A 25,237-nucleotide genomic window follows, 5' to 3' on the forward strand; every position below is an offset into this window, starting at 1 on the left:
ATGCGTGAGTGAGCTCGATGGCGACTGAACTGGCGGGGCGAGGCGTGGGTGGCGTCTGGTCAGGAGAATGCGAATCCGAATGCCGCGATCCATGTCCCCATCAGGATCGTCGCGCCGATGACGGCGACTGGGAGATGGGGCCAACGCAACCGTAGGCACAGGCCCGTGCCGACAAGTCCGACGACGACTGCGGTGGCTGTGCCGAGCGCAAGCTCTTGAAGAATGTCGTAGGGCTCCATACAAGTTGCTGGATACGCTTCGCAGTCCTGTGATCCCGCGACGATAATCCATGTGCCGGGAAACACCAGGGTCGCCGCGATGAAGGCCAACGGCAGCGACCACAGGGTTGCGGATAGGCCCACGTCGAGCGCGAGCCACCGGCTGTTCCGCCGATTCTGCGCCTGGCGGTCTCGGAAATTCGGGTTGTGCGGTGAATTCATGTTCGGGTGGTAGGTCGCCGGTGCGTGGTCGGTCATGTCGGCGACAGTAGAGGCCGCGGGGCGTCGCGGGATGAGGGACCGTGCGTGGTCGAGCCGGGTAGATCTACTCAGCGGGTGACGGACGGCAGACCGAGCGCCGTCATCACCCGTCCGCCCTGACCCCAGTTCGGCCCAGCGTGTGCCCGCGCCCGTCGCGCTGTTCAGCCGCGGCTCGACTGGTCGGGCCGACGCTATCGAGCGCACACGGTTCACCGCCGAGTGCTGCTGCTCGATGACCCGGTCGAGGTGACCATCCCCTTCGACAGCCTGGAACGGGCTTAGGACCGAGCTGTCGAAGGGGCCGGGTATCAGGCTGCGGCGTGCTGGAGGTTGCCCGAGTTCTGGGCGCCGATGATGTCACCGAGCGAGTTGATGCGACGCTGCAGGTACCGCTGGTGGGAGAAGAACCAGGCCGGTGCCACCAACCAGGCGACCACGGGGGACACGCTCACCGACGACCCGCGCGCCGCGTGGGCTTCGTTGACCCGCACCGCGGTGCGGTAGATGCCGATGATGCCCCAGATCGGGATGATCTGGTTCCACCATTTGCCCCAAGCAGCGTGTTGCTGGCCGGTGGCCGCCGCGAGTTCCGCGTTGACCTTGTGAAACCAGACGAAGTAGTAGATCCCCGCAGTGATGACGATGAGCCACCATCCGCCCCACGGACTGCGCTGCTTGATCGGGTTGCTCATTCAGTTTGCTCCTGGATACGTGCCGTTCTGCCCGGAGTTCCGGGCGGTGAAAGCGTACGTAGACTGGGTGGTCTTGTCTTGAAACCAACCCCGTATTGCTATGTGGCACAAAGATATTGACGTTTGTGGTTATCCGTCACAGATCAGCGCGGCGACGCCCCGGTGAACGGGGGCAGGGCGGCGAAGTCGGTGTTCAATCGGCCGCTGGCCAGGGTTCGGTCGAGCCAGTTGCGAGCGCGGGTCAGGGGGTGGTCAGGAAAGTCGACGTCGTAGCGCCGATCGTCGGCGGCGTTGAACGGCAGCTTGCATCGCAGACCCGGATCGAACGGGTGCGGCGGATAGAAGTTCGCGAACCCGATGCGCACGGTCAGCATCGCTTCCCGCATACCCGTGGTGCCCGTTTCGGGGCACATGATCTGGACGACGGCGCTGCAGTTCGCTTTCGGCACGACGATCGAGGCGCCGAACAGCACGCCTCTGGGCTGGCCGGGCAGCGGGAATTTCTCCAGGCGGACAAGGCATTCCTGCCCGTCCAGCGTTGTGACCCAGGCGTCGATGAGACAGCCGTCGACGCTTCTGCCCTGGGCGAGCGCGCGAAACAGCGCGGGCCCGGCGTGCAGTGGCGCCGGCAGGTCGGGCACCAGATCGTAGTAGGTGAGCACGACGATGTCACTGGTCCCCGGCATGTTCCATGCCGCCTGCCCGGGTGGGGGATCCGAAAGCGACTCGAATCCGGTGACATCAAACGAAATAGGCACGCAGCCAACGCTACTCGCGCACCGCCCAGGTTTCGCGCCGATCGACAGATGGGTGCCCGAGCTGCGGTGCTTGGTTGAATCGGCATTCGCAGGGATTGCGTCCTTGCACCGGACCCCGGTCAGCGCAGCGAAACTCGTGCACCGTTGGAGAACGCCGAGTCGTGGAGTTCGAGCGCGGCCGGTGTTGTGCCCACCGGTACGTCGAATACGACGACAACCTGAATCTTGTTGCCGGGGTTGATATCTGATCCCCAGACGGATTCGTCGTTGGCGTACATCCCGGCCACGGCGTCGTTGGCGAATTGACGATCTTTGTCGTCGATCAATTCTTGATTGTCGGCCCAATACGACTGCGGCTTGTTGCTCGTGTTGGTGACGGTGAGGTGCACCAAGATGTACTCGCCCTGTGCTGTTTTCTGCATGTAGGGGTTGTCGCCGACAACCTGAATCGGCGGGTCGACGCCGGTGACGGTGAACTCGAACTTCCCGTCGCGAACCGTCGCTCCACCCTCGTCATCGGCAGGCGGCGCGGCGGTCGGCGCAGGTGCACCGGGCGCGGCAGGCCCATCGGCTCCCGGTGCCCCAGCCGGCACGGACGTGACCACTGCCGTGGTGAACGTGGCCCCGGCGGAATCCTCGTCGGAGTTGTCGCTCATCGCGACGATGCAGCTGCCGAATCCGCACAGCACCACGAACGAGCCGAGAACGGCCAGGATGATGATCAGCGCGTTGTTGTTCTTTTTGGGCGGCCGCGGGGGATAGCCGGGCGGTTGTGAACCGTAAGGCTGTTGTGGATAGGGCTGCCCTGGATATTGCGGTGTACTCATGCGAGGATCCGTCATTTCGGTGAGCTTGGCCCCCCGCACTGTGTCCGACCTCTCGATATGTAACGCAAATCACAATATTAGAGGTTTAAACTTCAATCTCCCGGAATGTGATCGACCTGAGCTCGAGTAGGTGCCCATATTGACTCGCCCGCTGGCTACCGGCCGTCGCAGCCGCGCACCGGCGATCGTTTACAGCTCGGGGATTGTCAGCTCCACCTGGACCGGAGTCGGCTCGAATTCGAGATCGTCGTCCATGCTCAGCCGGGCAACAAGACCATGGGCGCTGACCCTCTTTGACGACTTTTCAGTCGCAGTGTTGACGTCGTCGGTGAGCCCCGACCTACTCTCCGAAGGCATTGAAACGCCCCTTTCGCAGGCTTGTGGACATGGAATGAGGCCGCGGCTGACAACCACCGACAAGGCCGCTGGCATACCGCGCCACCTGATCGTTCGCCTCGACCAAGAAGAACGCAATGATGGGCGGCATGAGCTCTTCTGATCGGCACGGCGACCCGCGTCTGACTACCGAATACAGCCGGTTCCCCGTCAAGGACGAAATCCAGCGCCCAGTCCCCGGCGTATGGCGGCCCGTCCTTCATTCGATCGCTGGAGCGCTAGCGCGCAACGACTTCCCGCTCATCGGTGAAATCGATTCCGTCGAGCCGATCTCGGACGACCTGGAGGCGCACATTCGAGGCAACATCGAATCCTACGGAGCGACCCTGGTCGAGCTCTCCGACCAAACATGGGAAAGCTCGTGCACCATGTGGCGGGGTGACAAGCGCTGGGACGTTCTTGTCGATCTATGGACAGCCGAAGAAGGCCGTAGCGACTTGTGCCTGCAGGTGGACGTGCACGAGACGGACCTCGGCTTCAGATTCGAGGTGTACATGGTCTACGTGCCTTAGCTCCGCTCGAGTGGGTGCCCGAACTGACTCGGCCGCTGATTACCCGGTGTCGCAGGTCGGGGTCGGGGCGGCATTGTTCCAGCGGTCGAGCGTCCACCCGACGATCTGCGGGGTGAGTGGGGAGTCGGCGGCGACCAGGCTCATGTGGCTCAGGCCGGGGAAGGTGCGGTAGTCGATCGGTATACCCGCGGTGCAGCGCGCGTCGACCCAATTCTGCTGTAGCGGTGGTTTCACGAGCGGGTCGGCGAGACCTTGGGCGACCAGTACCGGGGCGGGGAAGGGGCCGACGGGGGTCTGGCGTTTCAGTAGCGTGCCGAACTCACCGTCGAGCAGTCGATCCGGGAAGACCTGGTTCGGGATTTGTGAGCCGCGCAGGATCGCGGGCAGCGCGTCTTTGCCGTTGAAGCACAGGTCGCGGATCTTCTCGACGCCGTGTTTCGAACCGGGAGTCAGGTGGTCGGCGAGCTGGAGTTCGGGGTAGAGGGTGTTCCAGGTGTTCGCGATGTAGGCGGAGATGGTTTTGCCGCCGACCTCGGACTTGTCCGCTTCCGCGAGGCCGAACAGGTCGGCGGCCGGTGCGAAGGCGGCGACACCTTTGATGCGGAGTTCGGGGGCGTAACTGTGGGCGAGCTGCCCGGTCCACAGCGCCGCTTGGCCGCCTTGCGAATGCCCCCACACCACGGTGTCGGTGGTCGTGGAGATCTCGTCGAACTGCTGCGCCGCCCGCGACGCGTCGAGAACATTGCGCGCCTCGGCGTCCCCGACCAGGTACGGGTGGGTGCCCTGGGTTCCGAGCCCGATGTAGTCCGATGTCACCGCGACCCAGCCGTGTTGGGTCACCATCTGCTGCATCGCGGTCCCCGCACCGTCGGCGAACGGCTCCGCACCGAGCGACGGCGCGCACTTGGGCGCGATTCCGGTGGTGCCGTGGGCGACGGTCAGGAGTGGGAACGGGTCGGCAGCGGTGTTCTCGGGGGCGAGGATCGTGCCACTGGAAATGGCGGCGGAGCCGTCGGGATGTGTTGTGGTGTAAAGGATTCGCCATCCGCGCGCACCCTCTGGCACGCCCTCGTCCAACGGTTCCGTCCGGAGCAGTCGGCCGGGTTCGGCGGGCACGTTGTCAGGGGCGGTATAGAAAGCTCCCGGCTGGGGGAGTGGGACGCCGGAGAAGATCCGAATGGTTCCGTAGGCGAGCAGCACCGCGATCACGAATGCCGCTGCGGCAGTGAGAGTTCGGGGCCACCCGCGCGCCGCGTGCCTGCGATGACCGAGCAGCGCGTCGACAATCAACTGCAACCCGAGGAAAACGAACCACGCCGCCACCCCGAACCGGAACACCACGAGCGTGAGAACCGGCCACGAGAACGCGACCACGCCAACGGTGACACTCGCAATTGCCACCAACCCCAACGTAATTCGCTGATCGACACCCCCATCCCCGCGCACCGCCTGCCACCCGGCGAGCAGCCCGTGAATGATGAGCGCCGCACCGATCAGAAACGCAAGACCCGGCGCACCAGCGCTCGGCCACACCGCCATCGCCACACCGAGCAGGACAAGAACGCCACCGAGCACCCGCGCACGAACCGGAACGCGTCCGGACGCGTGCGGGATCAACACCGTCGCAATACCCACCAGCACGAAGCCGACGCCGGTAACGAGCGCAACCATCTGCAACCGCATCGGCGCGAGAAACAGCAGCACACCCACCGCGACGGCCGCGATCCCGATCACAACGCGCAGCGGAGTCGACAACCCACGCCCGCGAATCGAGACGCGTTCAGCCTCATCGTTCAACGAATCGTCGCTCAACTCAACCTCTTTCGCCGTGGGTTCAGCCAGCACCCTCGACACCTGATCATCAGCCGAGCAGCGCATCGAGGTGCTCGAAGAGTATCGCCTGACCTGGTCAGCAAGGCGCCGCCGAGCCCGGAACCGCAATTGTCGGCAGGCGTGCCACAGTGATGGTTATGCCGTACGACTTCCGGTGGCTCGATGACCGCCTGGTGTGGACCTTCCGCGTGCTCGCCGGCGGACCCGAGTTCTGTGATATCCCAGGTCCGGGGATCGACGCACCACGCCCGTGGGTGGATGCGGTGGTCGCGGTGGCCCGTGACCTGCGCTACCTGCGTCACGGCCGCGAGATCGACCTCGACCGTCTGACGTGGGAGTTGTCCATCGGGGCCGAGTACCACGTCGGAATCGGTTTCAGTGAGAGGTCCACATCGGGTATCGGCGGTTTCTCGGGAGGAATGTCGATGGACGCCGACTTCTGCGACGCGGCAGTGTGGGTCGCGGACCTCACGCAGACCGAACTGGCCGGATACGAGTTCGTCCAGTGGCCTTCCCGCGGCCACAACCTGCTCAGGCCCCGTGGCATCGACGGTCAACCGGTATGGGCCGACCCCAACACCGACCGCGCTGTCTGTGCGATCGGCGAACTTCGTCGTAACGTGACGTGGTAAGCGAGCGACGGCCGGATTCGCGCACCCTTCCGCTGGGCGGTTCCGACCCCCGATAACGATCGGTCGTCACCGATCTGCAACCCGTTCACCCGCGCGTGGCATCGATGCGCCATGCTTGTGCCGTGGTTATTGCGTCTGATGTCGTCCCCGTGCGTGGCAGTGAGTTCTCGGTCCTGTTGCGCCGTATCCGGGAGGCGGACCTTTTGGACCGGCGGTTGCGGTATTACGGGTGGAAGAGCGCGCTGACCGCGGGTGCTTTCGTGGCTGGTTGGGCGGCGTTCTTCGCGCTCGGCGACTCGTGGTGGACGCTGGCGGTCGGGGTGTTCCTGGCCGCGGTGTTCTCGCAGATCGCGTTTCTCGGGCACGACGCCGGGCACAAGCAGATCTTCGCCGGTCGCAAGGCCAACTATGTGTACGGCTTGATCGCGGGCAACCTCATGATCGGGCTGAGTATCGGTTGGTGGACCAGCAATCACAACCGGCATCACGCGCACCCCAACACCGAGGGCATGGACCCGGATGCGATGGGTGTGCTCGCGTTCTCCGGCGAGCGGGCGAAGGCCGGAAAGGGTTGGCGGCGTTTCATCTTCCGCTACCAGGCGTGGTTGTTCTTCCCGCTGTTGCTGCTCGAGGGCGGCAGCCTGCACTGGTCGAGCATTCGTGCGGTGTTCCGCTGGCCGATCCCGAACCGGGTGTGGGAGGGCGCGCTGCTGGCCGCTCATTTCCTCGGATACGCGGCAGCGGTGTTCCTGGTGCTCTCGCCCGGAAAAGCGTTGCTGTTCATCGCAGTTCAGCAGGGCCTGTTCGGTTTGTACATGGGCTCCACCTTCGCCCCCAACCACAAGGGCATGGAAGTACTGCCCGACGGCGACAACACCGACTTCCTGCGTCGCCAGGTCCTGACCTCACGCAACGTGCGTGGCAGCTTCCTGGTCGACACCGCGATGGGCGGCCTGAACTATCAGATCGAACACCACCTGTTCCCGTCGATGCCGCGCGCGAACCTGCGCCACGCGCAACCGATGGTCGCGCAGTTCTGTGCCGAGATCGGCGTGCCCTATTGCGAGACAGGCATTGTCGAGTCCTACCGCCAGGCGATGACCCACCTCAACGAAGTGGGTCGCCAGGCAGCTCGGTAGCTGCTCGGTGGTAGGCGGCGGTGAGTTCCGCGAGGACCCCGTTGCTGGTGGGCGTGCCGTGCAGATGGTCGGCGCGCAGTTCCTCCATGAACCGCTCCCACATCGGCGGCCCGCCCGCGGCCAGCAACTGCGCGCGCACGGTCAACTCCGGCGCGGTTTCCAGCCACCGCGCGCCCCATGCGCCCAGCGCGGCCAACACCGGGACGAGTTGAATCGCGGCCTCGGTGAGGTGGTATTCGACCTTCTGGCGATGGCTCGGGTCGTCGTCGCGGGTGAGTAGCCCGGCGGCGACGAGCTTGGCCAGCCGCGCGGCGAGCATGTTTGAGGCGATGCCCTCGATGGACCCGGTGAGTAGTTCCCGGAAGTGCGTGTGACCGCCGAACATGATGTCGCGCAAGATGATCAGGCTCCACCGGTCACCGAGGAGTTCGACTGTCAGATTGATCGGACAGCCGGATTTGCCCGGCGGCACGGGCAGCTTTTCCTGAGAAACTGGTTGCAACACAGGATCAGTCTAGGATACGTTCGTTACTGCTTGCAGATCGCAATCAGAAAGGGCACACCGATGGCTCAGATGGTCCGCGTTCAGAACTTCACCATTTCCAGTGACGGGTACGGCGCGGGGGAGGGGCAGAGTTTCGAGCGCCCCTTCGGCCACGCCAACCCTGCCGACCTCATGTTCTGGGCGGGCGCCACCGCGCACTGGCCCAACCGCACCGACCCCGGCGGCACCTACGGCCTCGACGACTACATCACCCGCGACTTCACCTTCAATATCGGCGCGGAGATCATGGGCCGCAACAAGTTCGGCCCGCAGCGCGGCCCGTGGGAGAACTACGACTGGCAGGGTTGGTGGGGCGACAACCCGCCGTTCCACACCCCGGTGTTCGTCCTCACCCACCACGTGCGCCCGTCGTTCGCCCTGAGCGACACCACCTTTCACTTCATCGACGCCACCCCCAAGGAGGCGCTCGCCCAAGCTTTCGACGCCGCCGACGGCAAGGATGTTCGCATCGGCGGCGGCGTCGCCACGGTCCGCGAGTTCCTCGCCGCCGACCTCATCGACGCGATGCACATCGCCGTAGCACCGGTGGAAATCGGTGCGGGCGAACGACTTTGGGAAAGTCCTGACGAATACGACGACCGCTTCCACCACGAACAGATCCCCAGCCCCAGCGGCGTGACACACCACTTCTTCTGGCGTCGATAAGTAGCGCCCAGACTTACCGCATTCAGAGCCGAGGGTCGGTCGGCACGGATTCCATTGCCAGGACGGCGAACACGAGTTCGTGTACTCGCCACAGCGGTTCGCCCGTCGCGACCGCATCCAGGGCTGCCAGGCCGAGGGTGTGTTCGCGGAGGGCGAGAGTTCTTTTGCGACTGAGGGTTCGGTCGCGCAGCCGGGTGAGGTGTTCGGGTGAGGTGTAGTCGGGGCCGTAGATTATGCGCAGGTATTCACGGCCCCGGCATTTGATGCCTGGTTGGGTGAGTTTGCCCTTGGCGCGGTGGGCCAGGCCGGCGTAGGGCTTGATGACCATGCCTTCGCCGCCCGCTGCGGTCAGGTCGAGCCACCAGTTCGTAGCTTCGGCTTCGGTGCTGGGGTCGGACAGGTCGACGATGCGGCGGCCGGTGGGGCGGAAGGTTTCGGGGTCGGCGGCGACCAGGCGGTCGCTGATGGTGAGGTGCCAGCCGTGGTCGCGGTCGGCGTAGGTGGCGCCTTCGGAAGCTAGGAGGGCGAACGGTGCGATCTGGACGCCTTCCAGACCTGTTGTCGGCCAGCAGTATTGGCGGTACGCCTGCGTGAAGGCGGTGGCGTTCTCGGCACGGGCTGCTGTGCGGTCGCGCAGTGCGCCGAGGTCCAGTCCGCGAGCCAGGCCGGCTTCGAGTGCGGAGACAGCGGACGGCAGTGCGGAGCGAGCGGCGGCACCGGCGGCGGCGTACTGCGTGCGGATCAGGCCCGCTGCCTTGGCGGACCACGGCAGCAGTTCACAATCCAGCAGCAGCCAGTCGGTGTCGAGCTCGTCGAAAAGTGGTGCGGCAGCGGCGCGTACGCGGGCAAGCAGCGTTTCGGTCAGTGTGGAGTCGTTGAAGAACGAACGTCCGGTGCGGGTGTAGATCGCGCCGGTGCACCCGTCGCCGACGCCGAAACGAGCTTCCGCCTCTTCGCGGCACACGAGCACCACGGCCCGTGAACCCATGTGCTTCTCCTCGCACACGACCTTGTCGACCCCGGCCGCGCGATAGTCGGCGAAGGCCTCGGTGGGGTACTCGAGATAGCCCTCGACTGTCGACGTGGACGGCGGCGACATGGTCGGCGGCAACCACAGCAACAGACGCGGGTCGATGGCGAACCGGCTCATCACTTCCAGTGCGGCAGCGGAGTTTTCGGCGTCGACGATCACCGTGCCGTGGTCGGTGCGGATGTGCCTGCGCCCGGTGACATCGGCGAGGTCCAGGGTTTCGTTGTCGCGGGCGGATTCGGCGAGCAGTGGCTTGATCGGTTCGTAGTACACCTGTGCGGCCGGAACCGCGATGAACGTCTTCTCCGGGTACCGCATCGCTGTGAGCTCACCGCCGAACACCGCGCCGGTGTCCAGGCACACGGTGTTGTTGATCCACTCGATCTTCGGCGTCGGCACGTGGCCGTAGACGACCGTCGCCGCACCGCGGTAGTCGCGCGCCCACGGGTAACGCACCGGCAGACCGTATTCGTCTGTCTCACCGGTGGATTCGCCGTAGAGGCAGAAGTCGCGGACCCGCCCGGACGCTCGACCGTGGTACTCCTGCTTGAGTCCGGCGTGCGCGACGACGAGTCGTCCGTCATCCAATCGCAAGTGGCTGACCAGCTTGTCGATCCACTGCAGGGCGGCAGCGACGAATTCCGGTGTCTCACTGTCCAATTGCTCGAGCGTCTCGGCCAAACCGTGCGACACCGTGACGTTCTTGCCGCGCAACTTCCGCAGCAGCTTCTGCTCGTGATTGCCCGGCACACACAAAGCATTGCCACTGCCGGTCATCCCCATCACCAACCGCAGCACGCCCGGCGAATCGGGTCCACGGTCGACGAGATCGCCGACGAACACCGCCTGACGACCTTCCGGGTGCGTGGCATCGACGGGCCGACCCTGCTCGTCGCGAACCAGCGTCCAGCCGAGTTCGCCCAGCAGCGTTTCCAGCTCGGCTCGACAGCCGTGCACGTCGCCGATGATGTCGAACGGGCCGGCGAGTTCGCGACGGTCGTTCCAGGCCTTCTCGTAGGTGATCGTCACGTCGGACGGATCGCTGACGACGTGCACCTTCCGAAAGCCTTCACGGCTGAGTTCGCGCAGCGATCGCCGCAGGTCCTGACTCTGCCGCTTGAGAACATTGCGCCCGAACGTGCGGTCGGTGCGGCCCTGAGTTCGTTCCCACGCAACAGCTTCGGGCGTATCGATGACGATCGCGACCGGCAGCACATCGAAAGACCGTGCCAGCGCGACCAATTCGGCGCGAGCGTGCTTCTGCACATTGGTGGCGTCGACAACGACCCGTCGCCCGGCGCGCAGCCGGATCCCGGCGATGTGACCGAGCGCGTCGAAGGCGTCCTTGGTCGCGGATTGGTCGTTCTCGTCGTCGGCTACCAGGCCACGGAAGGCGTCGGACGACAGCACCTCGGTGGGCTTGAAGTGCTCGGCGGCGAAGGTGGATTTGCCGGAGCCGGAGATGCCGATCAGAGCGATGAGTGACAGTTCGGGGAGGTCGATGTTCATCTACGCGGCCTTCCTGAAGAGTGCGAGCTGAGTGGGGGAGCCGGACTGCGGATCGTGGTCGCCTACCGGGCGGATTTCGACTGTGTAGCCGAAGGTTTCGGCCACGCGAGCACACCACGCGGCGAATTCCGCACGGCTCCACTCGAATCGGTGATCGTCGTGGCGGTGGCCGTGCAGGGTCTCGTAGTTGACGTTGTATTCCACGTTCGGCGTCGTCACGATCGCCGAACCCGGTGCGGCATGGCCGAATACGGCGCGTTCGAGCGCGGGCAGTCGGGACTCGTCGACGTGTTCGATCACCTCCATGAGCACCGCCGCGTCGAAGCCTTGCAGGCGGTTGTCGTGGTAGGTCAGCGCCGACTGGATGAGCTTGATCCTGGCGCGCTGCCGGTCCGACATCCGGTCGAACTTCAAGCGGCGCTCCGCCATCGACAGCGCGGCGCTGGACACATCGGCACCGACGATCTCGGTGAACCTCGCCTCGGCTTGCAGTGCGAGCAGCAAAGCGCCTGGGCCGCAACCGAGATCGAGCACGCGGGTGGCACCGGTCTCGGCCAAAGCGGCCAGCACGGCTTCCTTGCGCAGCTTCACCAGCGGCTGCTTCCGCTCGGCCGTTTCGACGCGTTCGACTGCGTCACCGGGGATTTCGGCATCATCGATCACTTCATCGCGGGATCGCAACTGTTCCAGCGCCGACAGCGTCAACGTCCGCCGCCCGGCCAGATACCGTCGCGCGATCATCTCGCGGTCGGGGTGCGCACCGAGCCACCCCTCGCCCGCGCGCAACAGCTTGGCGACCTCGTCGGCGTCCACCCAGTAGTGCTTGGCGTCATCGAGCACCGGCAGCAGGACATACAGGTGGTTGAGGGCTTCGGCCAGCCGCATCGTCCCGGTCAGGCGCAGGTGCGTGTACGGCGAGGGGCCCCACTCCGGGAACTCCGGATCCAGCAGCACCGATGTGGTCGATACCGTCCAGCCCAGCGGCGCGAACAGTCGCTCGACTATCTCCGTGCCACCTCGACACGGCACCGCGGGGACCTCGATCTCCAACGGAATCGCCGTGTCCGCCAGCTCGGCGCGGTCGCGACTGGTCCCGTTCAACGCCGACCGGAACACCTTCCCCAACGCCACCGACAGCAGACTCGACGCCACATACGGCCGATCGTTCACATAGCGCCCCAGCGCAGACCCGTTGTGCCCCTTGGCCGGTCGCGCCAACTCCACCGGATCGACTTCCAGCAGCAGCGCGACCGTGCACCGGTCGACATCGGCCTGTGGATAGAACACATGGGCCGTGCCGCCGGTGGTCGTGAACGACTGCACGCGATCGGGATGCTTGACCACGAGGTATCCGAGGTCGGTCGCCGGCGTGTGAGTCGTCGTGATTGTCAGGAGCACGTACCGATCCTGTCACGCCCCGCCAGCGATTTTCGCCCGGCGGCGACTCAGACGAAGCTGAACGTCGGCGGGATGACGATGATCACGCCCGCGGCCCACACGCCGTAAACCGGCAGGTAGTCGGTCTGCCAGCGTTCCAGATCGGCGAAGCCTTTCTTGCCGCGAAGGAATCCGAAGCTCAGGTGCGCCGACCACGCCAGGTTCACCAGCAACACCACGTTGAGCCCGAGGGCGACCACCTTGTTCGGGGTGGAGCCGAATTCGGCGATGCGGGTGAGCATGGCGGCCAGCATGAGCACGTCCACGGCCAGGGCAGTGACCACCAGCACCAGTTGCAGGCGGTCGAACGCGTCCGGTGGGGCCAGTGGGTCGCGGGCGGAGATCGTGTAGAGGAGCAGGCCGAGGACCAGAACGAGGATCAGGTCCATCATGATCAGCAGGTCGCGGTCGATGTTGGTCAGGCTGCGGGGCATCGTGAACGCGGCGAGTAGTGCGAACAGCATGACGGTGGTGAGCGGGGTGAAGACTCGGGTGAGCACCGGTGCGATGTTCTCCACGACGTTCTGTTTGGCCTCGACCAGCCAGGCGGCGACGATCACCGCACCGGCCACACCGAAGGGCATTATCCAGTCCTCGATGACCGGTTCGATGTCGAAATCGAGGGTCCCGAACGCGCCGATCGTCAACCCGAGCAGCACGCCACCGCCGAGTGCGAGCAGGGTCAGGTAGACGAACCATTCGCCGGTGAACCGGATGAAGTCCATGCGGCGTCGCGAGGACCGCCAGTCGCCGCCCGCGTAGGCCAGACCGACCACTAACCACAGTGCGATCGGTGCGTGGATCCCGGCGATGATCTCGGTCGCGCCTTCAGGCTCGAACGGGTAGAGGTTCAGGATCAGCGCGGCAAGCACGAACGGCACGACCAGCACGGCGGCCACCCGTGCGGAAACCTGCCTTTTCCACGCGAAATATCCTGCAAGGAAAGGCAACACGAGCAAGCTGATGTTGAGACCGAACGCTGCCCCTTCGAGCCAGGTGAACCCTGCCTTCAACGAGAGCGCCGCACCGGCGGCAAGCCCGAGCACAACCAATAGTTCCCGGTTGCCCGCACTGTTCTCGGACTCCTCGGGAACGAGAACGAGCTGCTTCCACAGTCTTTCGGAATGCTCCCGCGCGAACTCCCGCGAGATCGCATCCATACTGCCCATCCGTTTGACCGCGACGAGAAACGCCTCGTCGCCGGACAGTCCCGCATCCTCCAGCGTCGAAATCCGTTCGCGCAGATGGTCTTCCATCTCGTCCACATCGGCAACCGAGATCGCGCGATGCCGCTGGACATACCCACGCCACTGGTCGATGAGCACCTGCAACTCCATCACGCCCATCCTTTCGCCGCGAACGGCTGTGTTCCGCCGCGCCAGACCTGCTCCAATGCCTCGCCGACCACGCGCCACTGCGCCTGTCGTTCGGCGAGCGCGGCCAGGCCCGAATCGGTGATCAAGTAGTGCTTGCGCCGACGTCCACCCTCGGACACCCGCCAGGTCGAGGACACGTGCCCCTGCCGTTCCAGCCGGTGCAGCAGGGGATAGAGCATCCCGTCGGTCCACTGCATTTTCCCGTGTGACAGCTGGTTGACCTGCTCGAGGATGGCGTACCCGTACGACTCGCCGTCGGCCAGAATCCCGAGCACCAGCGGCGTCGCCGAGGCCGCCACCAGGTCTTTGTCTATGCGCATCGCACTCCTATACGTAGAACGTCTAGGTCATAACCTAGCACCTCTAGGTATCAGGGTGATGATGTCGCACCCTAGGGTGAGGATTTCGTTCAATGGCCTAACGGCCGTACCCGGCGCCTCGATGAAACCTGCATACACCGCGCAACCGCGGGTAGGGACACAGGAGGAACCATGAAGAACGCAGTTCGGATGAGCGCGCTGATCGCCGTTGCCGTGGCCATGGTCACCGGCTGCACCGACGGAACCGGTTCGGGCACAGGCACTTCGACGCCTCGCTCGACCGCTGCGTCGTCGGCGAAGCCGGCACCGGGCACCGGAGTTCCCGCACCGGGCACCGAAGTTCCGGCGGCCACCCCCGCGCCGCAGCCCGAGGAGACCACTGCTCCGGAGATCGAAACACCCCCGGCCACAGCGGATCCCACAGTTGCCCCCGTGCCCGAGACCACCACGTCGGCACCCGCTCCCGCGAACAACATCAGCGGGCCGGGTCGCTGCATCGACACCGGCTCGACCGGCGTACAGAACGCGCTGGCGAGCCTGGGCGGTGGCTGGGTCGCCGGTCAGGCCTCGGCCAACGAGCCGGGCATGTGCGGCGAGCTGCTGTGGGTGCGCGCCATCGGCGGAAACTCCGCGGGCGCCCCGATTCACGTGCTGTTCTTCCACGACGGAAAGTACTTGGGCACAGGAACTTCCGAGCCTTACGCGTTCACCACAGTGGTCGGTTCGAACCTCACGTCCGCGACCGTGCAATACCGCTGGCTCGCCGGTGACGAGCCCTTCGCGGCACCTCAGGGTGGTCCCGTCTCGATCACGTACTCGTGGAACGGTTCGAACGTGGTGATGGGCGGTTCGCTGCCGTCGGAAGTGACCCAGCCGCACCGCTGATCCCGCACTCAGCGAATCGCCCACTCATGTTGCATGAGCGGGCGATTCGCATGCTGTGGGGAGTTACCGGGCGCCTGCGGAGTCGTCGACTTCAGGCTTGTGGGTGCAGCACCAAGACCGTGATCTCGCCGGGCGCGAACACTCGCAACTGCGGACCCCAGAAGCCGGTGCCGCGGCTGGTGTAGAGCTGGGTGTTGTTCTCGTGGCGGCTCAAGCCCGCGACCACCGGTTGGTCGAGTCGGACGAGGTAGTGGAACGGCCAGATCTGGCCGCCGTGGGTGTGGCCCGAGATCTGCAGGGCAACGCCTGCGGCGGCGCTGTCGCGGATCTGTTTGGGCTGGTGGGCGAGCAGAACCACCGGCACGTCGGCGGGGGTATCGCGCAAGGCGGCGGGCAGATCGGGGCCGTGGCCGGGCAGGCTGGTGCCGGTCGGGTCGTCGATTCCGGCGATCACCAGTCGGTCGCCGTCGCGGGTGAGCACGCTGTGTTGGTTGTGCAGTGGCTGCCAACCCAGCGACGCCATGTAGTCGATCCAGCCCTGCGCGTCACCGAAATACTCGTGGTTGCCGGTGATGTAGAACCGGCCCAGCGGTGCTTCGACTTTGCCGAGCGGGTCGACCTGTGTCTGGCGTTTCGCGACCGAACCGTCGGCGAGATCGCCTGCGTGACAAGCGATATCGGGACGCTGCGCGTTGACCACCTCGACGACCCGCTCCGACCAGCGTCGCCGATTCAACGCCGCGTAATGGGTGTCGGTGACGACCACGACGCGCAACCCGTCCAACCCCTGCGCCAGCCCGCGGATCGCGACATCGACCGTGCGCACCCGCGGCACCCGACGCGCTTCGTACACACCCCACCCGACCAGCACCGTCGACGTGACCAGCACCCCGACCGCCACGACCCGCGCACCGTCGACCCCGACCACCGCCAACACACCCCGCGCGAACAGCCCGATCACCGACCACGAGAACACCACCCACAGCACGCCGAGCAGCGTGTCGCCGACGATCACCGCCGGGTCGGACTGCGCGGGCCCGTGCCCGAAGAACATCGCCACGGGCAGGCACAACGCGCCCGCCACGCAGATCGCCGTCCCGATCCAGAACAGTAGGCCGGTGCCGTCAGTGGGCGCGGAGACCAGCGTCCACCAGGGCAGGCCGAACAGCAGCGCTGGGACCAGAAGGAACATCATCAGGCGTACGGCGAGCTTCACGGCGGTCCCGTTCTGGGCAGGGCGGCCGGGCGCGGCCACTGATCGACTTCCCAGGGTAGCGGCGGAACCTGCGGGCCTGCGTCGATGGTGGGCGGTAGGCGTGAAGAAGACTGTGTCACTGCACAATTCGATGCACCCGCAAGATCTGTAGCCCGCTATGCTGCCCGGTAGGGCCCTGTTCGTATTGCGGCGGGTCGAGTGGGGACGCGGCATGGCCGCACAAAGCGAAAGGTTCGACCGATCATGCGTGGCGTAATTGTGGGAGGGGCGCAACGGCGCCGACACGGATCCGGCCTGTTGCGGCTGGTCATGACGGGCGCGGTGGTGGCAGTGCTGCCGTTCGGTGCGGCCCCCGCGGCCGCCGACGCCGACCCGTCCGCGATCGATTTCCGGGTCGACACCTCGATGGGCGAGATCAACACCAGGATCATCCGCGCGGCCGACGGCAACACCGACCGGGTGGTCTACCTGCTCGACGGCGAACGCGCCGAGGACGACCTCAACGGCTGGGAAAAGCACACCGACATCCCCGCGAAAATGGCGAAATTCAACATCAACGTGGTGATGCCGGTCGGCGGCCAATCCAGTTTCTACGCCGACTGGGACCAGCCCAGTAGCTTCAACGGCGTCAACCCCGACGGCTCGATGCTGCCCAGCGCGGATTCCGGCTCGGCCATCGGCGGCTGGGAGGACACCCAGGGCAAAACCACCCTCTACCAGTGGGAAACCTTCATCACCGAGACCCTGCCCGACGCCATGAAGTCCCGTCTCGGGTTCAGCTCGACCCGCAACGGCGTGGTCGGCCTGTCCAGCGGCGGCAGCGCGGCAATGCTGATGGCGGCCTACCACCCCGACCAGTTCACCTACGCCGGATCCCTGTCGGGCTACCTGCACATGTCGATGCCCGGCATGCGCGAGGCACTCGCCGGCGCGATGATCGCCAGCGGCGGATACAACATCGAAGCGATGGCCCCCGCGGGCAGCGAAAAATGGCAGCGCATGGACCCCTACGGCTTCGTCGAAAAACTGATCGCCAACAACACCCGCCTCTACATCTCCGCCGGCAGCGCCAAGCCCGCCGACCAAGACCTGACCTCGATCGACGCGATCACCCAGGGCATGCCCCTCGAGGCCATCGCCCTGGCCAACACCCGCTCATTCGAAAAGCGTGTCACCGCACTGGGTTACGGCAACGTCAGCTACGACTTCCCGTCGATCGGCATCCACAACTGGGGCACCTGGGAACAGGTAGCCATCCGCCTGATGCCGGACATGGCCCGCAACATCGGCAAGCCGCTGCCCGCCGGTGCAACGCCTCCCGGCGGTGGCGCCCCGCCCGCCGGTGGGCCTCCGGGAGATGGCCCCCCTGCCGGTGGCGAGCCGCCGAAATAATCTGCGCCACAAACGATCCGCCACTGTCCTGTTGGGCCGGGGCGGATATGCGCTGACGAAGGCATGCTTACCGGCCGTAGCTTCCAACGTGAGTCCCCGACATGGAACGTCCATGCCGAGTCCAGGTTGTCTTTTGCGTTCGTCCGGGCCCTACCTCACGCATCCTTGTGGCAGACCGCTTCGAGCATCACGCCGTCGTATCCGATCCAGAAAGTGGCATAGTAGGGCGGCGGGTACTGTGGAAATTCCTTTGGCGCGTGGATGATTTCGTCACCACGCGAGAGCGCCCAGGCGTGCGCCTTGTCGATGTCGGCGCGGGTGCGCACCATGAACGCGAGGTGTTGCAGCCCGACGCAGCCAGGCGCGTAACCGGGTTCGGATGCCGGATAGAAGAACACGTATGTTCCGATCTTCCCACCCGCTGGCCGGTACGCGAACTGCGTGCTGTCGGCCAGTAAGGGCTCGTACTCGAGCAGTGGCATGAGTTCGTCGTAATACACGCGGGCCGCAACGAGATCGGTGACGTTGACGCCGAGGTGTCCGAGGGCCATCTCAGAAAACCTACTGATCGGCTGCCGTCGAGCCAAGACCCCGTCCGAAACCGTCGCACTGTAATGCCGTCACCCGCGCGTTCGGGAGTGTCAGCAATCGCGATTTCAGGGCATCGACCGGCTTCCGGATCGCGCGGGAATTGGTACGCTGCCGCAGCCACTTCAACGAGTGGCTTCGACAGTGAGAGCGAACTTTCAGCATGAACAAATCGGTTATTGCGCGTGCGTGCGTTGGTGTCGCCGCAGTCGCGTCGGTGGGGGTGGCCACCATCGTGACGGCTGCGAATGCGTCTGCACAGCTGAGTATTTCGGCGTCGCCGAGCTACTGCATCGGTAGCACCTACGCGATCACGCTGCCCGCCGCCGACGCGGCGGCCTTGATCGCGGGCTACCCCAACGCCGATGCGATCGTGTTCTCCGCGAAGCCGACCGCGGGCGGCTACACCCATCATGTCGGCGAGGCGGCCTACGTCGCAGGTCAGGACGTGACCGCTCAGTGGACCCCCATGTCGGCGCAGACCTGGAATATTTACGCACGTCCGGCCGGCGCCCCCGCCGATGCCGGCAGCCAGGGGCCCATGCCGGTCGTCGTTGTTGAAAGCGCTCCCGCGGGGTCGAGCTGCACCCCGACCACCGGCGGCAACCCTCCGCCCGCTAACTCGGGTAGCGCCGGCTTGTAGTCCTGCCAACGGGAGCACCCCCTGCTGTCATGGCCGCAACCGACTGGCGCAGAACCGCATCGAGTCGTTCGCTTGCGCTGTGGGCGCCATATCCTGTCCCATCGTCATTCCCAAGTGACTGCGCGCACGACCCGACCCGCTCGGTAGGGATCAGCGATCCAGATCAGCTCTGTCCAGGGGCCACCTCGCGTGGAATCCGGTGAATCCATCATGGCTCCATCGCATGGTCGAGTAGTATTATTCGAACGAATCGAAACTGATTGCGAAGCGTTCGATTGGCTGAGGAGGTGTCATGACCACGCAACCGCTGGAAGAGCGCACATTCCTGCCCGATGACGGTGGACTGCTGGCCCCCGTGATGAGCTTTCTCGAAGCGCACGAGCGGCGTTGGGGTGCCGCCGCGAAGCCGAGTTACGCGTTGGTCGGAACCGATGAGGGTGACCGAATCGAGCTACCGGCCGATGTTCATCAAGCGTTGAAGCAGGTCGTCGCGGCACTGCTCGCAGGTCGGGCGGTCACTATCGCACCGCACAGCATGACCTTGACGTCTCAGCAGGCAGCCGACCTGCTCGGGGTGAGTCGGCCGACGGTGAAGCGGCTCATCGAGAAGAACGAACTGCCTGCCGAGCGTATCGGCACCCGCCACCGCCTGAAGTTGGATGACGTTCTGGACTACCGCGAGGCCCGTCGTCGTCGTCAGTACGACGCACTAGCGGAAACTGCGGTGGATGTCTCGATCGAGGAAGATCCCGCCGACGTGGACCGCCACTTGCGCGAGGCGCGACGACTGGCCGCAGAACGGTACCGGGGTAAGCGCAATAGCTGAGGGGGATCGGTGTTCGCGGTACTGCTCGACACGTGTGTTCTCTGGCCCAGCCTGCAACGCGACTTTTTGCTGTCGCTCGCGGTCGAAGGCTTGTACCGGCCGCTGTGGTCGGAGCGGATCCTGTTGGAGTTGGAGATGAGTGAACAGGCCAAGCTCGTCGGGCGGGGTGACGATGAACTATCGGCGGCCTCGCGCGCCCGCAGGTTGATCAATGTTCTCGAATCGAGGTTCGACGACGCTCTGGTCATGAACTGGGAGCCCTACGAGGGATCATTCGGGCTTCCCGACCTGAATGACGAGCATGTCGTGGCCGCAGCTGTCGTCGGTGGTGCTGGTGCGATCGTGACCGACAACCTGCGCGATTTTCCCAAAGACCTTCTGCCGGATGGACTTTGTGTGCGGTCGGCGGCGCAATTCGCCGCGGACACGGTTGCGGTATCACCGGAAACCGCCTTGATGGCGCTGCAGACAATGCTTCGTCGATACCGAAACCCCTTTGTCACAGCGGATGAGGCGCTGAAGATTCTCGCATCGCGGTATCGGATGGATGAAGCTGTCGAGCTCCTGAGCGCAGTTCGCTGACCGCTGTTGGGCCGGAGTGGGCTATCGAGTGGGCTGCGGCGCTGGTCCGGCCGACCCCCGGTTAGAGACAATCGGGGTCGGCCGACTACCGGCCGGTGCTCGGTGTGAGGGGCGTCAGTTGGTCTTGATCGGGCTTTCGTTCGTTAGGCCCCAGCGGGTTTCGGTGTGAAGGGCGATTTCCGCCGGGGGAGCGGTGATGGTGCGGGTCAGGCGTTGGAGTTCGCCCCAGTCTCGGGTCCAGTCGTTGGACAGGTAGGTGGGGATGGTGTGGGATCGGGTGAGCATGGTGGTCCAGCCGAGGGGGCCGCCGCCGGTGGCGTTCTGCCAGGTTTCGGACACCTGGGCGTTGAGTTTGTCGGGTTGGATTCGCCAGATGGGGAGCTCGGCTACGCCGTTGCGGTGGTTGAGGGGGCGTTGGCAGGGGAAGGCGTGTCCTACATGCCAATCCGCGAGGATCGGGTCGGAGTTGCCTACTACGGTGTTCAGGGGTGACAGTTTCGGTAGGCGGGGTGGGGTTATCGCGAGCCATTGCATGGGGTCGGGGTCGCTTGCGTCGGCGATGAGCCGAACTGCCGTGGTGCCTGCGGGGATTCGGTCGAGTCCGATTGGCAGGTTTCGCCAGCCTGGGGCTCCGCCGACCATCGGCGGTGTCAATTCGCCTAGGACGGTAGAGGTTCCGTCCTCGGAGGGACGAGCGAACTCCACCCGTAGCCGCTGGCCGGGTAGGCGTGAGCCGTCGGGGGCGGTCGACTCTATCCGTCCGGCCACAGTCAAGATCAGCACCCGATGCGCTGGATTGCGCTGTGCGGCAGCGAGATCCATTCGGTACCACTGGGTGGTGAGCTGGGTGCGCTGCGGCTCGCCGCTCGAATGGCTTCCGAGGACCGGTGTTCGCTCGGGGGCGAGACCGAATGGCAACGCCACGGTGCTTCCGTTCACGCCGGCGACTGCGGGTCCGGGCGAGTCGGGTCCTCCCGGTGGACCCCCGTTCGGGCCGGTCGGTGGTGCCCCGTTGGAACCAATTGGTGTGGAGCCGTTCGCGCCGGCCGTCGAGATGCCTCCGGCTGGGGGCGGGCCGCCGGGTGCGCCTCCGCCGGGGCCTGAGCTGCCAGGTCCGCCTCCGCGCGGGTCTGAGCCGCCGGGTCCGCCAGGTGCTGGCCCTGAACCTGAAGGTGGCGCGGAGGATTGGCCGGGTCCGGGATCGGGAGCGAGGCTTCCGACACCATTCGGGGTGAAGCCGGTGTTCTCGTCCGCCAACCCTTCGGCGACGGGTCCGCTGACCGGGGTGAGCAGCGAGTCCGCAGTGTTGGTCTCGACGAGAACGTCATCAGCCATGGCGCACTTGTCGCCGGCGAGCGCGCGCAGATTTGACAGGCCAACTGAGTAAGCCGGGTACTGCGAAATAGCCGCGGAGGCAAGGGAACCCACCTCGAACAACACCATGGCTGCTGCAGCGACGGTGAGTGGCGCGACCGCAGGCGTCCGGCGATTTCGCCGACTGCCGCCTCGACTGGCAACAGCGCCCTTGCGACCACGATCTATAACGCGGCCGCTGTCAGCACCTGTACCCGCGGCCCGGTCGGCACTCTGTGCGCCCTTGCCGTGGGAATGGTCGCCGTCGCCGTCGCCGTCGCCGTCGCCGTTGGCAGTGGCGGTGGCGGTGGCGGTGACTAACGGCGAACGGTAGTACTGGCACAACGCAGCGACGAGGGCTACGCCTGTTGCGGCGAGGAAGAAGGTCGATACTTCGACGCCGCCGATCGAGGGAGCGCGGTCGGGCCAGGGGACTCCGTAACCCGAGACGTACCACCAGCCGTTGGATCCGGTGAAGCTCACGGCGAGCACGAACAGTACGGCGGCAGCGAACAGGGTTCGGAGGTAGTTGGGGGTTCGGATCAGAGCCACGGCGGTGATCGCGGCGAGGGCGGCGGCCAGGCCTGCGTAGACGCCGAAGTGGTGGGTCCATTTGGTGGGGGTGAACATCATCAGCAGCAGCGCCATGAACACGACGGCGAGAATGCGGGTGACCGGGCCACGGGCGGTTGCGGGGATGCGGCGCAGGGTTGCGACGATGCCCACGGCCAGGCACAGCAGCATGGCGAGAATGCCGAAGCGGCGGGCCAGGGATCCGTCGGGGTTGACCGAGAGCAAGGAATCCCAGCGGGTGCGTTCTTCGAACCAGGACATGTCGGGGCCGACGAGTTGGCGCACGCGGGTGGCTTCGAGGACGGTCGAGAGGGTTTGGTCGGCGAAGACGACGACCAGCACGAGGGTGCCCGCTGCGAGCATGGGGGCCACGAGTGCGGCGTACCGCAGGAACGTGGGTTTGCCGCCCGAAGCGGGTGTGGCGCGGGCGATGATGGTGCGTAGTACCGGTCGTGAACCGGCCAATAGTGCTGCCACGCAGATCAATCCGGTCGGACCGGCCGCGAGGGAGAACGCGGCGATCAGTACCGCGACGGCGGCAGGGAGTAAGCGTCGGGTGGCGATCGCTCGTTCCATCGAGCACCAGGTGAGCAGTACTCCCACGGCGATCAACGGTTCGGGGCGCAGGCCGTTGTTGTAGGGCAGCCAGATCGACAGGAACACCAATGCGGCGGTCCAGCGCGCCACCGTCGATCCAGAACCTAGGCGCGGCAACACTTCCCGACTGATCACCAGCCAGCACACGAACCCGGCGAGCAGCGCGGGCAATCGCATCCACAGCCCGATCTCGCTGACGCGGGTCATCTGCGCGAGCACCTCATACGGCCACCCGAAAGGTGCCTCGGCGACCTGGAACCAGCGGTAGTAATTGGCGGTGTAGCCCGCTTCTTTCGAAGCGCGCGCCATCGTGAGGATGTAGCCGTCGTCAGAACTGTTGGCGCCCACCACATGCCAGACCGTCAACGTTCCCGCGACCACCGCGTCGAGGCCGGTGAACCGCCACCAGCGTGCGGGCAGCACGCGACGCGAACGACGTCCATCGCGAGTGTCGTTGCGGTGCAAGCAGATCATCGCGAGCAGCGCGCACAGCACCGCCCCGATGATCGCTGCCAGCTTCCATCCACTCGGACTCGATGAGAACCGCGTATCGATCTCGGCGTGTAACCGAGCATCCCCTATCCGCCCGCGATCCAACTCGGTATAGACCCCGACCACCTGCGGCCGCACGTCAGCGTTCACCGTTGTCTTCATCGGCGACCCGTCTGGCCGCTTCAAACCGGTGAGTTCCGCGGTCGTGCTCGACGCAGTCGAAACCACCGTCAAAGCACCGCATGCCGCCACAAGACCAGGCATCGCTGCGCCCGATTCGTCGGGCCTGCCTCTCGGTGCAGTCGGCGGGTTGGTGGTGGACGGCGGCGCACCCATGGCTCCACTAGGGGGAGCGGCGCCGGTGGGCGGAGCGCTCCCGGGAGGAGGCGACCCCGGCGGTGGCCCGCCGCCTGGCGTACCGGAGGCAGGCGCGGCACCGCCAGGAGGTGCACTCCCGGCCGGAGGACCACCGTGCGGCGGCGCGCTTCCCTCCCCGGGTGCGGGGCCGGCACTCGGTGGTGGGCCAGATCCTGCGGGCTGACCCTCAGCGCCGGAACCGGGGACTTGCGAAGGACCCCCTGCGATATCCGCGATAGGCGCACTCAACAACAGCTTGTCCCGCAACACAACCGACAACGTCCGCCCAACCCCGGGCCGATCCTCGATCCGCGCGACCAACCCCTTCGACCCGGCTCGCGGCGCCTGCGCGGGAACCGTGGAAAGCACTGTCCCACCCGACAAATCGAGCAACGCCGTGCACGGAATGCTCACATCGAGCGACAACGGCACATAACCCACCAGCGGCGCGCTCAGCTGCATCGACTGCGGCTGCGGCCAATCCAGGCTCGCGCGTTGCTGCTGCACCGGCAGCAACGGAGTCGCCACCGCCAGCACCACACCCAGCGCCCCCGCCGCGATCCCGATTTTCTGCACTCGGCCGATGCCGGAAGAATCTCCACCCACGAAGGACGATGCTAGCCATGGTGAGTGGATCAGTGTGGACGGCGTAGCTCGGTGACGGCGATGCGCGCGGCTTCACCGATGGCGGCGTCGACCGCAGGCAGCATCGGATCGGCGCGGGCGGCGCGCGTGAAAACCGCTACAGCGACCGGTGTTTCGCCAGGAAACTCGATTACGGCGACCTCGTTGCGGATCACGCCGATGGTGCCGGTCTTTCCCGCGACGATGACTCCGCGATGCGGAAACGCGGACGCGATGCGGTGCAACCAGACCTGCTTGCTCATTACCGAACGCGCGAATTCGGTACTGGCGGCGGACAATACGTCGCCGGACCACAACGTCGACAGGAAGCGGGTCATCTCTTCGGGGGTGGTCGCGCTGGCGTAGGAAGGGTCGTAGGCGGAGACCGTCCACGCTTCGTCGTTGTCGGCCAGAGTCGCGAAAGCTTCTGCGGTGCTGTGGGTATCGGTATCGAGGACCAGGCTGCGGTACTGGTCCACGGTCCCGCCGAGGATACGAGTGTCGGCGAGGCCGAGTTCATCGATGAGGTCGCTCACCGCGGCGAGACCGACCTCGCCCAGAAGTACGTCGGCGGCGGCATTGTCGGACACCGTCATCATCGAAGTCGCCAGGTCGCGGCGGCTGATCTCTACCGGATCATGCAGTGCGGCAAGGCCAGTCGGGCCGGGCGTGCAGTCGGCGGGGTCGATGGTGAGCCGTTCGGCAGGGTCGATCCGCCCCCGGTCGACCTGTCGTAGGAACGTCACGAACAGCACGAGCTTGTACACCGACGCGAACACCACCCGGTCGCGCCCACCGACCGAAACCTCGTCGGGTGAGCCGTCGCAGCGCCGTGCGTGCAACCAGCCGACGCAGCCCGCGTCCGCGAACACCGCACGAATTCGAGTCGCCGCAGCATCGAGCCGATCGCCTGTGAGGGAAAGGCTTTGACCTGTGTCGAACTGGTCCGAACGCCGACC

The 25,237-nt window shown here is 65.7% G+C and carries 23 protein-coding genes and 1 pseudogene; 9 read left to right on the forward strand and 15 right to left on the reverse strand.

Annotated features, from left to right (window positions below; translation table 11 throughout):
* Positions 1-59: 59 nt before the first annotated feature.
* From ACFWVD_RS03700 to ACFWVD_RS03715, 4 genes are all read right to left on the reverse strand, one after another.
* Positions 60-476 carry a hypothetical protein gene (locus ACFWVD_RS03700; RefSeq protein ID WP_379240377.1) on the reverse strand — a complete coding sequence of 139 codons (417 nt, stop codon included), beginning with the start codon at positions 474-476 and terminating at the stop codon, positions 60-62.
* A 311-nt stretch (positions 477-787) separates the two neighbouring features.
* Positions 788-1,171, reverse strand: a complete 384-nt coding sequence (locus tag ACFWVD_RS03705; RefSeq protein ID WP_379240378.1) for a hypothetical protein — start codon at positions 1,169-1,171, stop codon at positions 788-790.
* Between the two features lie 143 nt (positions 1,172-1,314).
* Positions 1,315-1,929, reverse strand: a complete 615-nt coding sequence (locus ACFWVD_RS03710; RefSeq protein WP_379240380.1) for a hypothetical protein — start codon at positions 1,927-1,929, stop codon at positions 1,315-1,317.
* A 119-nt stretch (positions 1,930-2,048) separates the two neighbouring features.
* A complete protein-coding gene (locus tag ACFWVD_RS03715; protein ID WP_379240381.1) occupies positions 2,049-2,756 on the reverse strand; it encodes a DUF4352 domain-containing protein in 708 nt (235 codons plus the stop codon).
* A gap of 485 nt (positions 2,757-3,241) precedes the next feature.
* Between ACFWVD_RS03715 and ACFWVD_RS03720 the strand changes: the two genes are divergently transcribed.
* On the forward strand, positions 3,242-3,664 hold the full coding sequence (locus ACFWVD_RS03720) for a hypothetical protein (protein WP_379240382.1): 423 nt from the start codon (positions 3,242-3,244) through the stop codon (positions 3,662-3,664).
* 39 nt (positions 3,665-3,703) lie between these two features.
* Here the strand turns inward: ACFWVD_RS03720 and ACFWVD_RS03725 are convergent, their stop codons facing one another.
* Entirely contained in the window at positions 3,704-5,476 is a 1,773-nt protein-coding gene (locus ACFWVD_RS03725) for a lipase family protein (RefSeq protein ID WP_379240384.1), read from the reverse strand.
* 158 nt (positions 5,477-5,634) lie between these two features.
* Here ACFWVD_RS03725 and ACFWVD_RS03730 point away from each other — a divergent pair, with 158 nt between their 5' ends.
* Together ACFWVD_RS03730 and ACFWVD_RS03735 are read left to right on the forward strand one after the other, a co-directional pair.
* Complete coding sequence (locus ACFWVD_RS03730) at positions 5,635-6,129, forward strand: hypothetical protein (protein WP_379240385.1); 495 nt, start codon at positions 5,635-5,637, stop codon at positions 6,127-6,129.
* Positions 6,130-6,251: 122 nt separating this feature from the next.
* A complete protein-coding gene (locus ACFWVD_RS03735; RefSeq protein WP_379240387.1) occupies positions 6,252-7,268 on the forward strand; it encodes a fatty acid desaturase family protein in 1,017 nt (338 codons plus the stop codon).
* On the opposite strand, the gene ACFWVD_RS03740 is transcribed toward ACFWVD_RS03735, so the two are convergent.
* Positions 7,237-7,773 carry a winged helix-turn-helix transcriptional regulator gene (locus ACFWVD_RS03740; RefSeq protein WP_379240388.1) on the reverse strand — a complete coding sequence of 179 codons (537 nt, stop codon included), beginning with the start codon at positions 7,771-7,773 and terminating at the stop codon, positions 7,237-7,239. The genes ACFWVD_RS03735 and ACFWVD_RS03740 overlap by 32 nt on opposite strands.
* A gap of 60 nt (positions 7,774-7,833) precedes the next feature.
* Here ACFWVD_RS03740 and ACFWVD_RS03745 point away from each other — a divergent pair, with 60 nt between their 5' ends.
* The gene (locus ACFWVD_RS03745) at positions 7,834-8,478 is read left to right on the forward strand and encodes a dihydrofolate reductase family protein (protein ID WP_379240389.1); all 645 of its coding nucleotides are present in this window, start codon (positions 7,834-7,836) and stop codon (positions 8,476-8,478) included.
* A 22-nt stretch (positions 8,479-8,500) separates the two neighbouring features.
* Here ACFWVD_RS03745 and ACFWVD_RS03750 read toward each other — a convergent pair whose 3' ends face one another.
* The 4 genes from ACFWVD_RS03750 to ACFWVD_RS03765 are packed head-to-tail and all read right to left on the reverse strand — an operon-like array spanning position 8,501 to position 14,150.
* Positions 8,501-11,017, reverse strand: a complete 2,517-nt coding sequence (locus ACFWVD_RS03750) for a polynucleotide kinase-phosphatase (protein ID WP_379240390.1) — start codon at positions 11,015-11,017, stop codon at positions 8,501-8,503.
* Positions 11,018-12,415: a 3' terminal RNA ribose 2'-O-methyltransferase Hen1 gene (locus ACFWVD_RS03755; RefSeq protein WP_379240392.1), complete on the reverse strand. Its 1,398-nt coding sequence runs from the start codon at positions 12,413-12,415 to the stop codon at positions 11,018-11,020.
* A 47-nt stretch (positions 12,416-12,462) separates the two neighbouring features.
* A complete protein-coding gene (locus ACFWVD_RS03760; RefSeq protein WP_379240393.1) occupies positions 12,463-13,800 on the reverse strand; it encodes a permease prefix domain 1-containing protein in 1,338 nt (445 codons plus the stop codon).
* On the reverse strand, positions 13,791-14,150 hold the full coding sequence (locus ACFWVD_RS03765) for a PadR family transcriptional regulator (protein ID WP_379240394.1): 360 nt from the start codon (positions 14,148-14,150) through the stop codon (positions 13,791-13,793). Before ACFWVD_RS03765 ends, ACFWVD_RS03760 begins: the two co-directional genes overlap by 10 nt.
* Positions 14,151-14,321: 171 nt before the next feature.
* On the opposite strand from ACFWVD_RS03765, the gene ACFWVD_RS03770 reads away from it, so the two are divergent.
* Entirely contained in the window at positions 14,322-15,035 is a 714-nt protein-coding gene (locus ACFWVD_RS03770) for an LppP/LprE family lipoprotein (protein WP_379240395.1), read from the forward strand.
* Between the two features lie 91 nt (positions 15,036-15,126).
* Here ACFWVD_RS03770 and ACFWVD_RS03775 read toward each other — a convergent pair whose 3' ends face one another.
* Positions 15,127-16,230 (reverse strand): metallophosphoesterase, encoded by a 1,104-nt coding sequence (locus ACFWVD_RS03775; protein WP_379240966.1) that lies wholly within the window; start codon positions 16,228-16,230, stop codon positions 15,127-15,129.
* A 264-nt stretch (positions 16,231-16,494) separates the two neighbouring features.
* Here ACFWVD_RS03775 and ACFWVD_RS03780 point away from each other — a divergent pair, with 264 nt between their 5' ends.
* Entirely contained in the window at positions 16,495-17,643 is a 1,149-nt protein-coding gene (locus ACFWVD_RS03780) for an alpha/beta hydrolase (protein ID WP_379240396.1), read from the forward strand.
* Between the two features lie 155 nt (positions 17,644-17,798).
* On the opposite strand, the gene ACFWVD_RS03785 is transcribed toward ACFWVD_RS03780, so the two are convergent.
* Entirely contained in the window at positions 17,799-18,194 is a 396-nt protein-coding gene (locus ACFWVD_RS03785) for a VOC family protein (protein WP_379240397.1), read from the reverse strand.
* A gap of 200 nt (positions 18,195-18,394) precedes the next feature.
* Between ACFWVD_RS03785 and ACFWVD_RS03790 the strand changes: the two genes are divergently transcribed.
* The 3 genes from ACFWVD_RS03790 (at position 18,395) to ACFWVD_RS03800 (ending at position 20,282) form a co-directional block, all read left to right on the forward strand.
* Positions 18,395-18,874, forward strand: coding sequence for a hypothetical protein (locus tag ACFWVD_RS03790; RefSeq protein WP_379240398.1), 480 nt, complete (start codon positions 18,395-18,397; stop codon positions 18,872-18,874).
* A 292-nt stretch (positions 18,875-19,166) separates the two neighbouring features.
* Positions 19,167-19,700 (forward strand): helix-turn-helix domain-containing protein, encoded by a 534-nt coding sequence (locus ACFWVD_RS03795; protein WP_379240399.1) that lies wholly within the window; start codon positions 19,167-19,169, stop codon positions 19,698-19,700.
* A gap of 9 nt (positions 19,701-19,709) precedes the next feature.
* Complete coding sequence (locus ACFWVD_RS03800) at positions 19,710-20,282, forward strand: PIN domain-containing protein (protein WP_379240400.1); 573 nt, start codon at positions 19,710-19,712, stop codon at positions 20,280-20,282.
* Positions 20,283-20,396: 114 nt separating this feature from the next.
* On the opposite strand, the gene ACFWVD_RS03805 is transcribed toward ACFWVD_RS03800, so the two are convergent.
* The 3 genes and pseudogenes from ACFWVD_RS03805 to ACFWVD_RS03815 form a co-directional block, all read right to left on the reverse strand.
* Complete coding sequence (locus tag ACFWVD_RS03805) at positions 20,397-23,561, reverse strand: arabinosyltransferase domain-containing protein (protein ID WP_379240967.1); 3,165 nt, start codon at positions 23,559-23,561, stop codon at positions 20,397-20,399.
* 321 nt (positions 23,562-23,882) lie between these two features.
* Positions 23,883-24,260: pseudogene (locus ACFWVD_RS03810) on the reverse strand (arabinosyltransferase); the annotation flags it as partial.
* A 29-nt stretch (positions 24,261-24,289) separates the two neighbouring features.
* A complete protein-coding gene (locus tag ACFWVD_RS03815; RefSeq protein ID WP_379240401.1) occupies positions 24,290-25,150 on the reverse strand; it encodes a serine hydrolase in 861 nt (286 codons plus the stop codon).
* Between the last annotated feature and the right edge of the window lie 87 nt (positions 25,151-25,237).

The organism is Nocardia sp. NPDC058666 (assembly GCF_042714895.1).
GTDB lineage: Bacteria > Actinomycetota > Actinomycetes > Mycobacteriales > Mycobacteriaceae > Nocardia.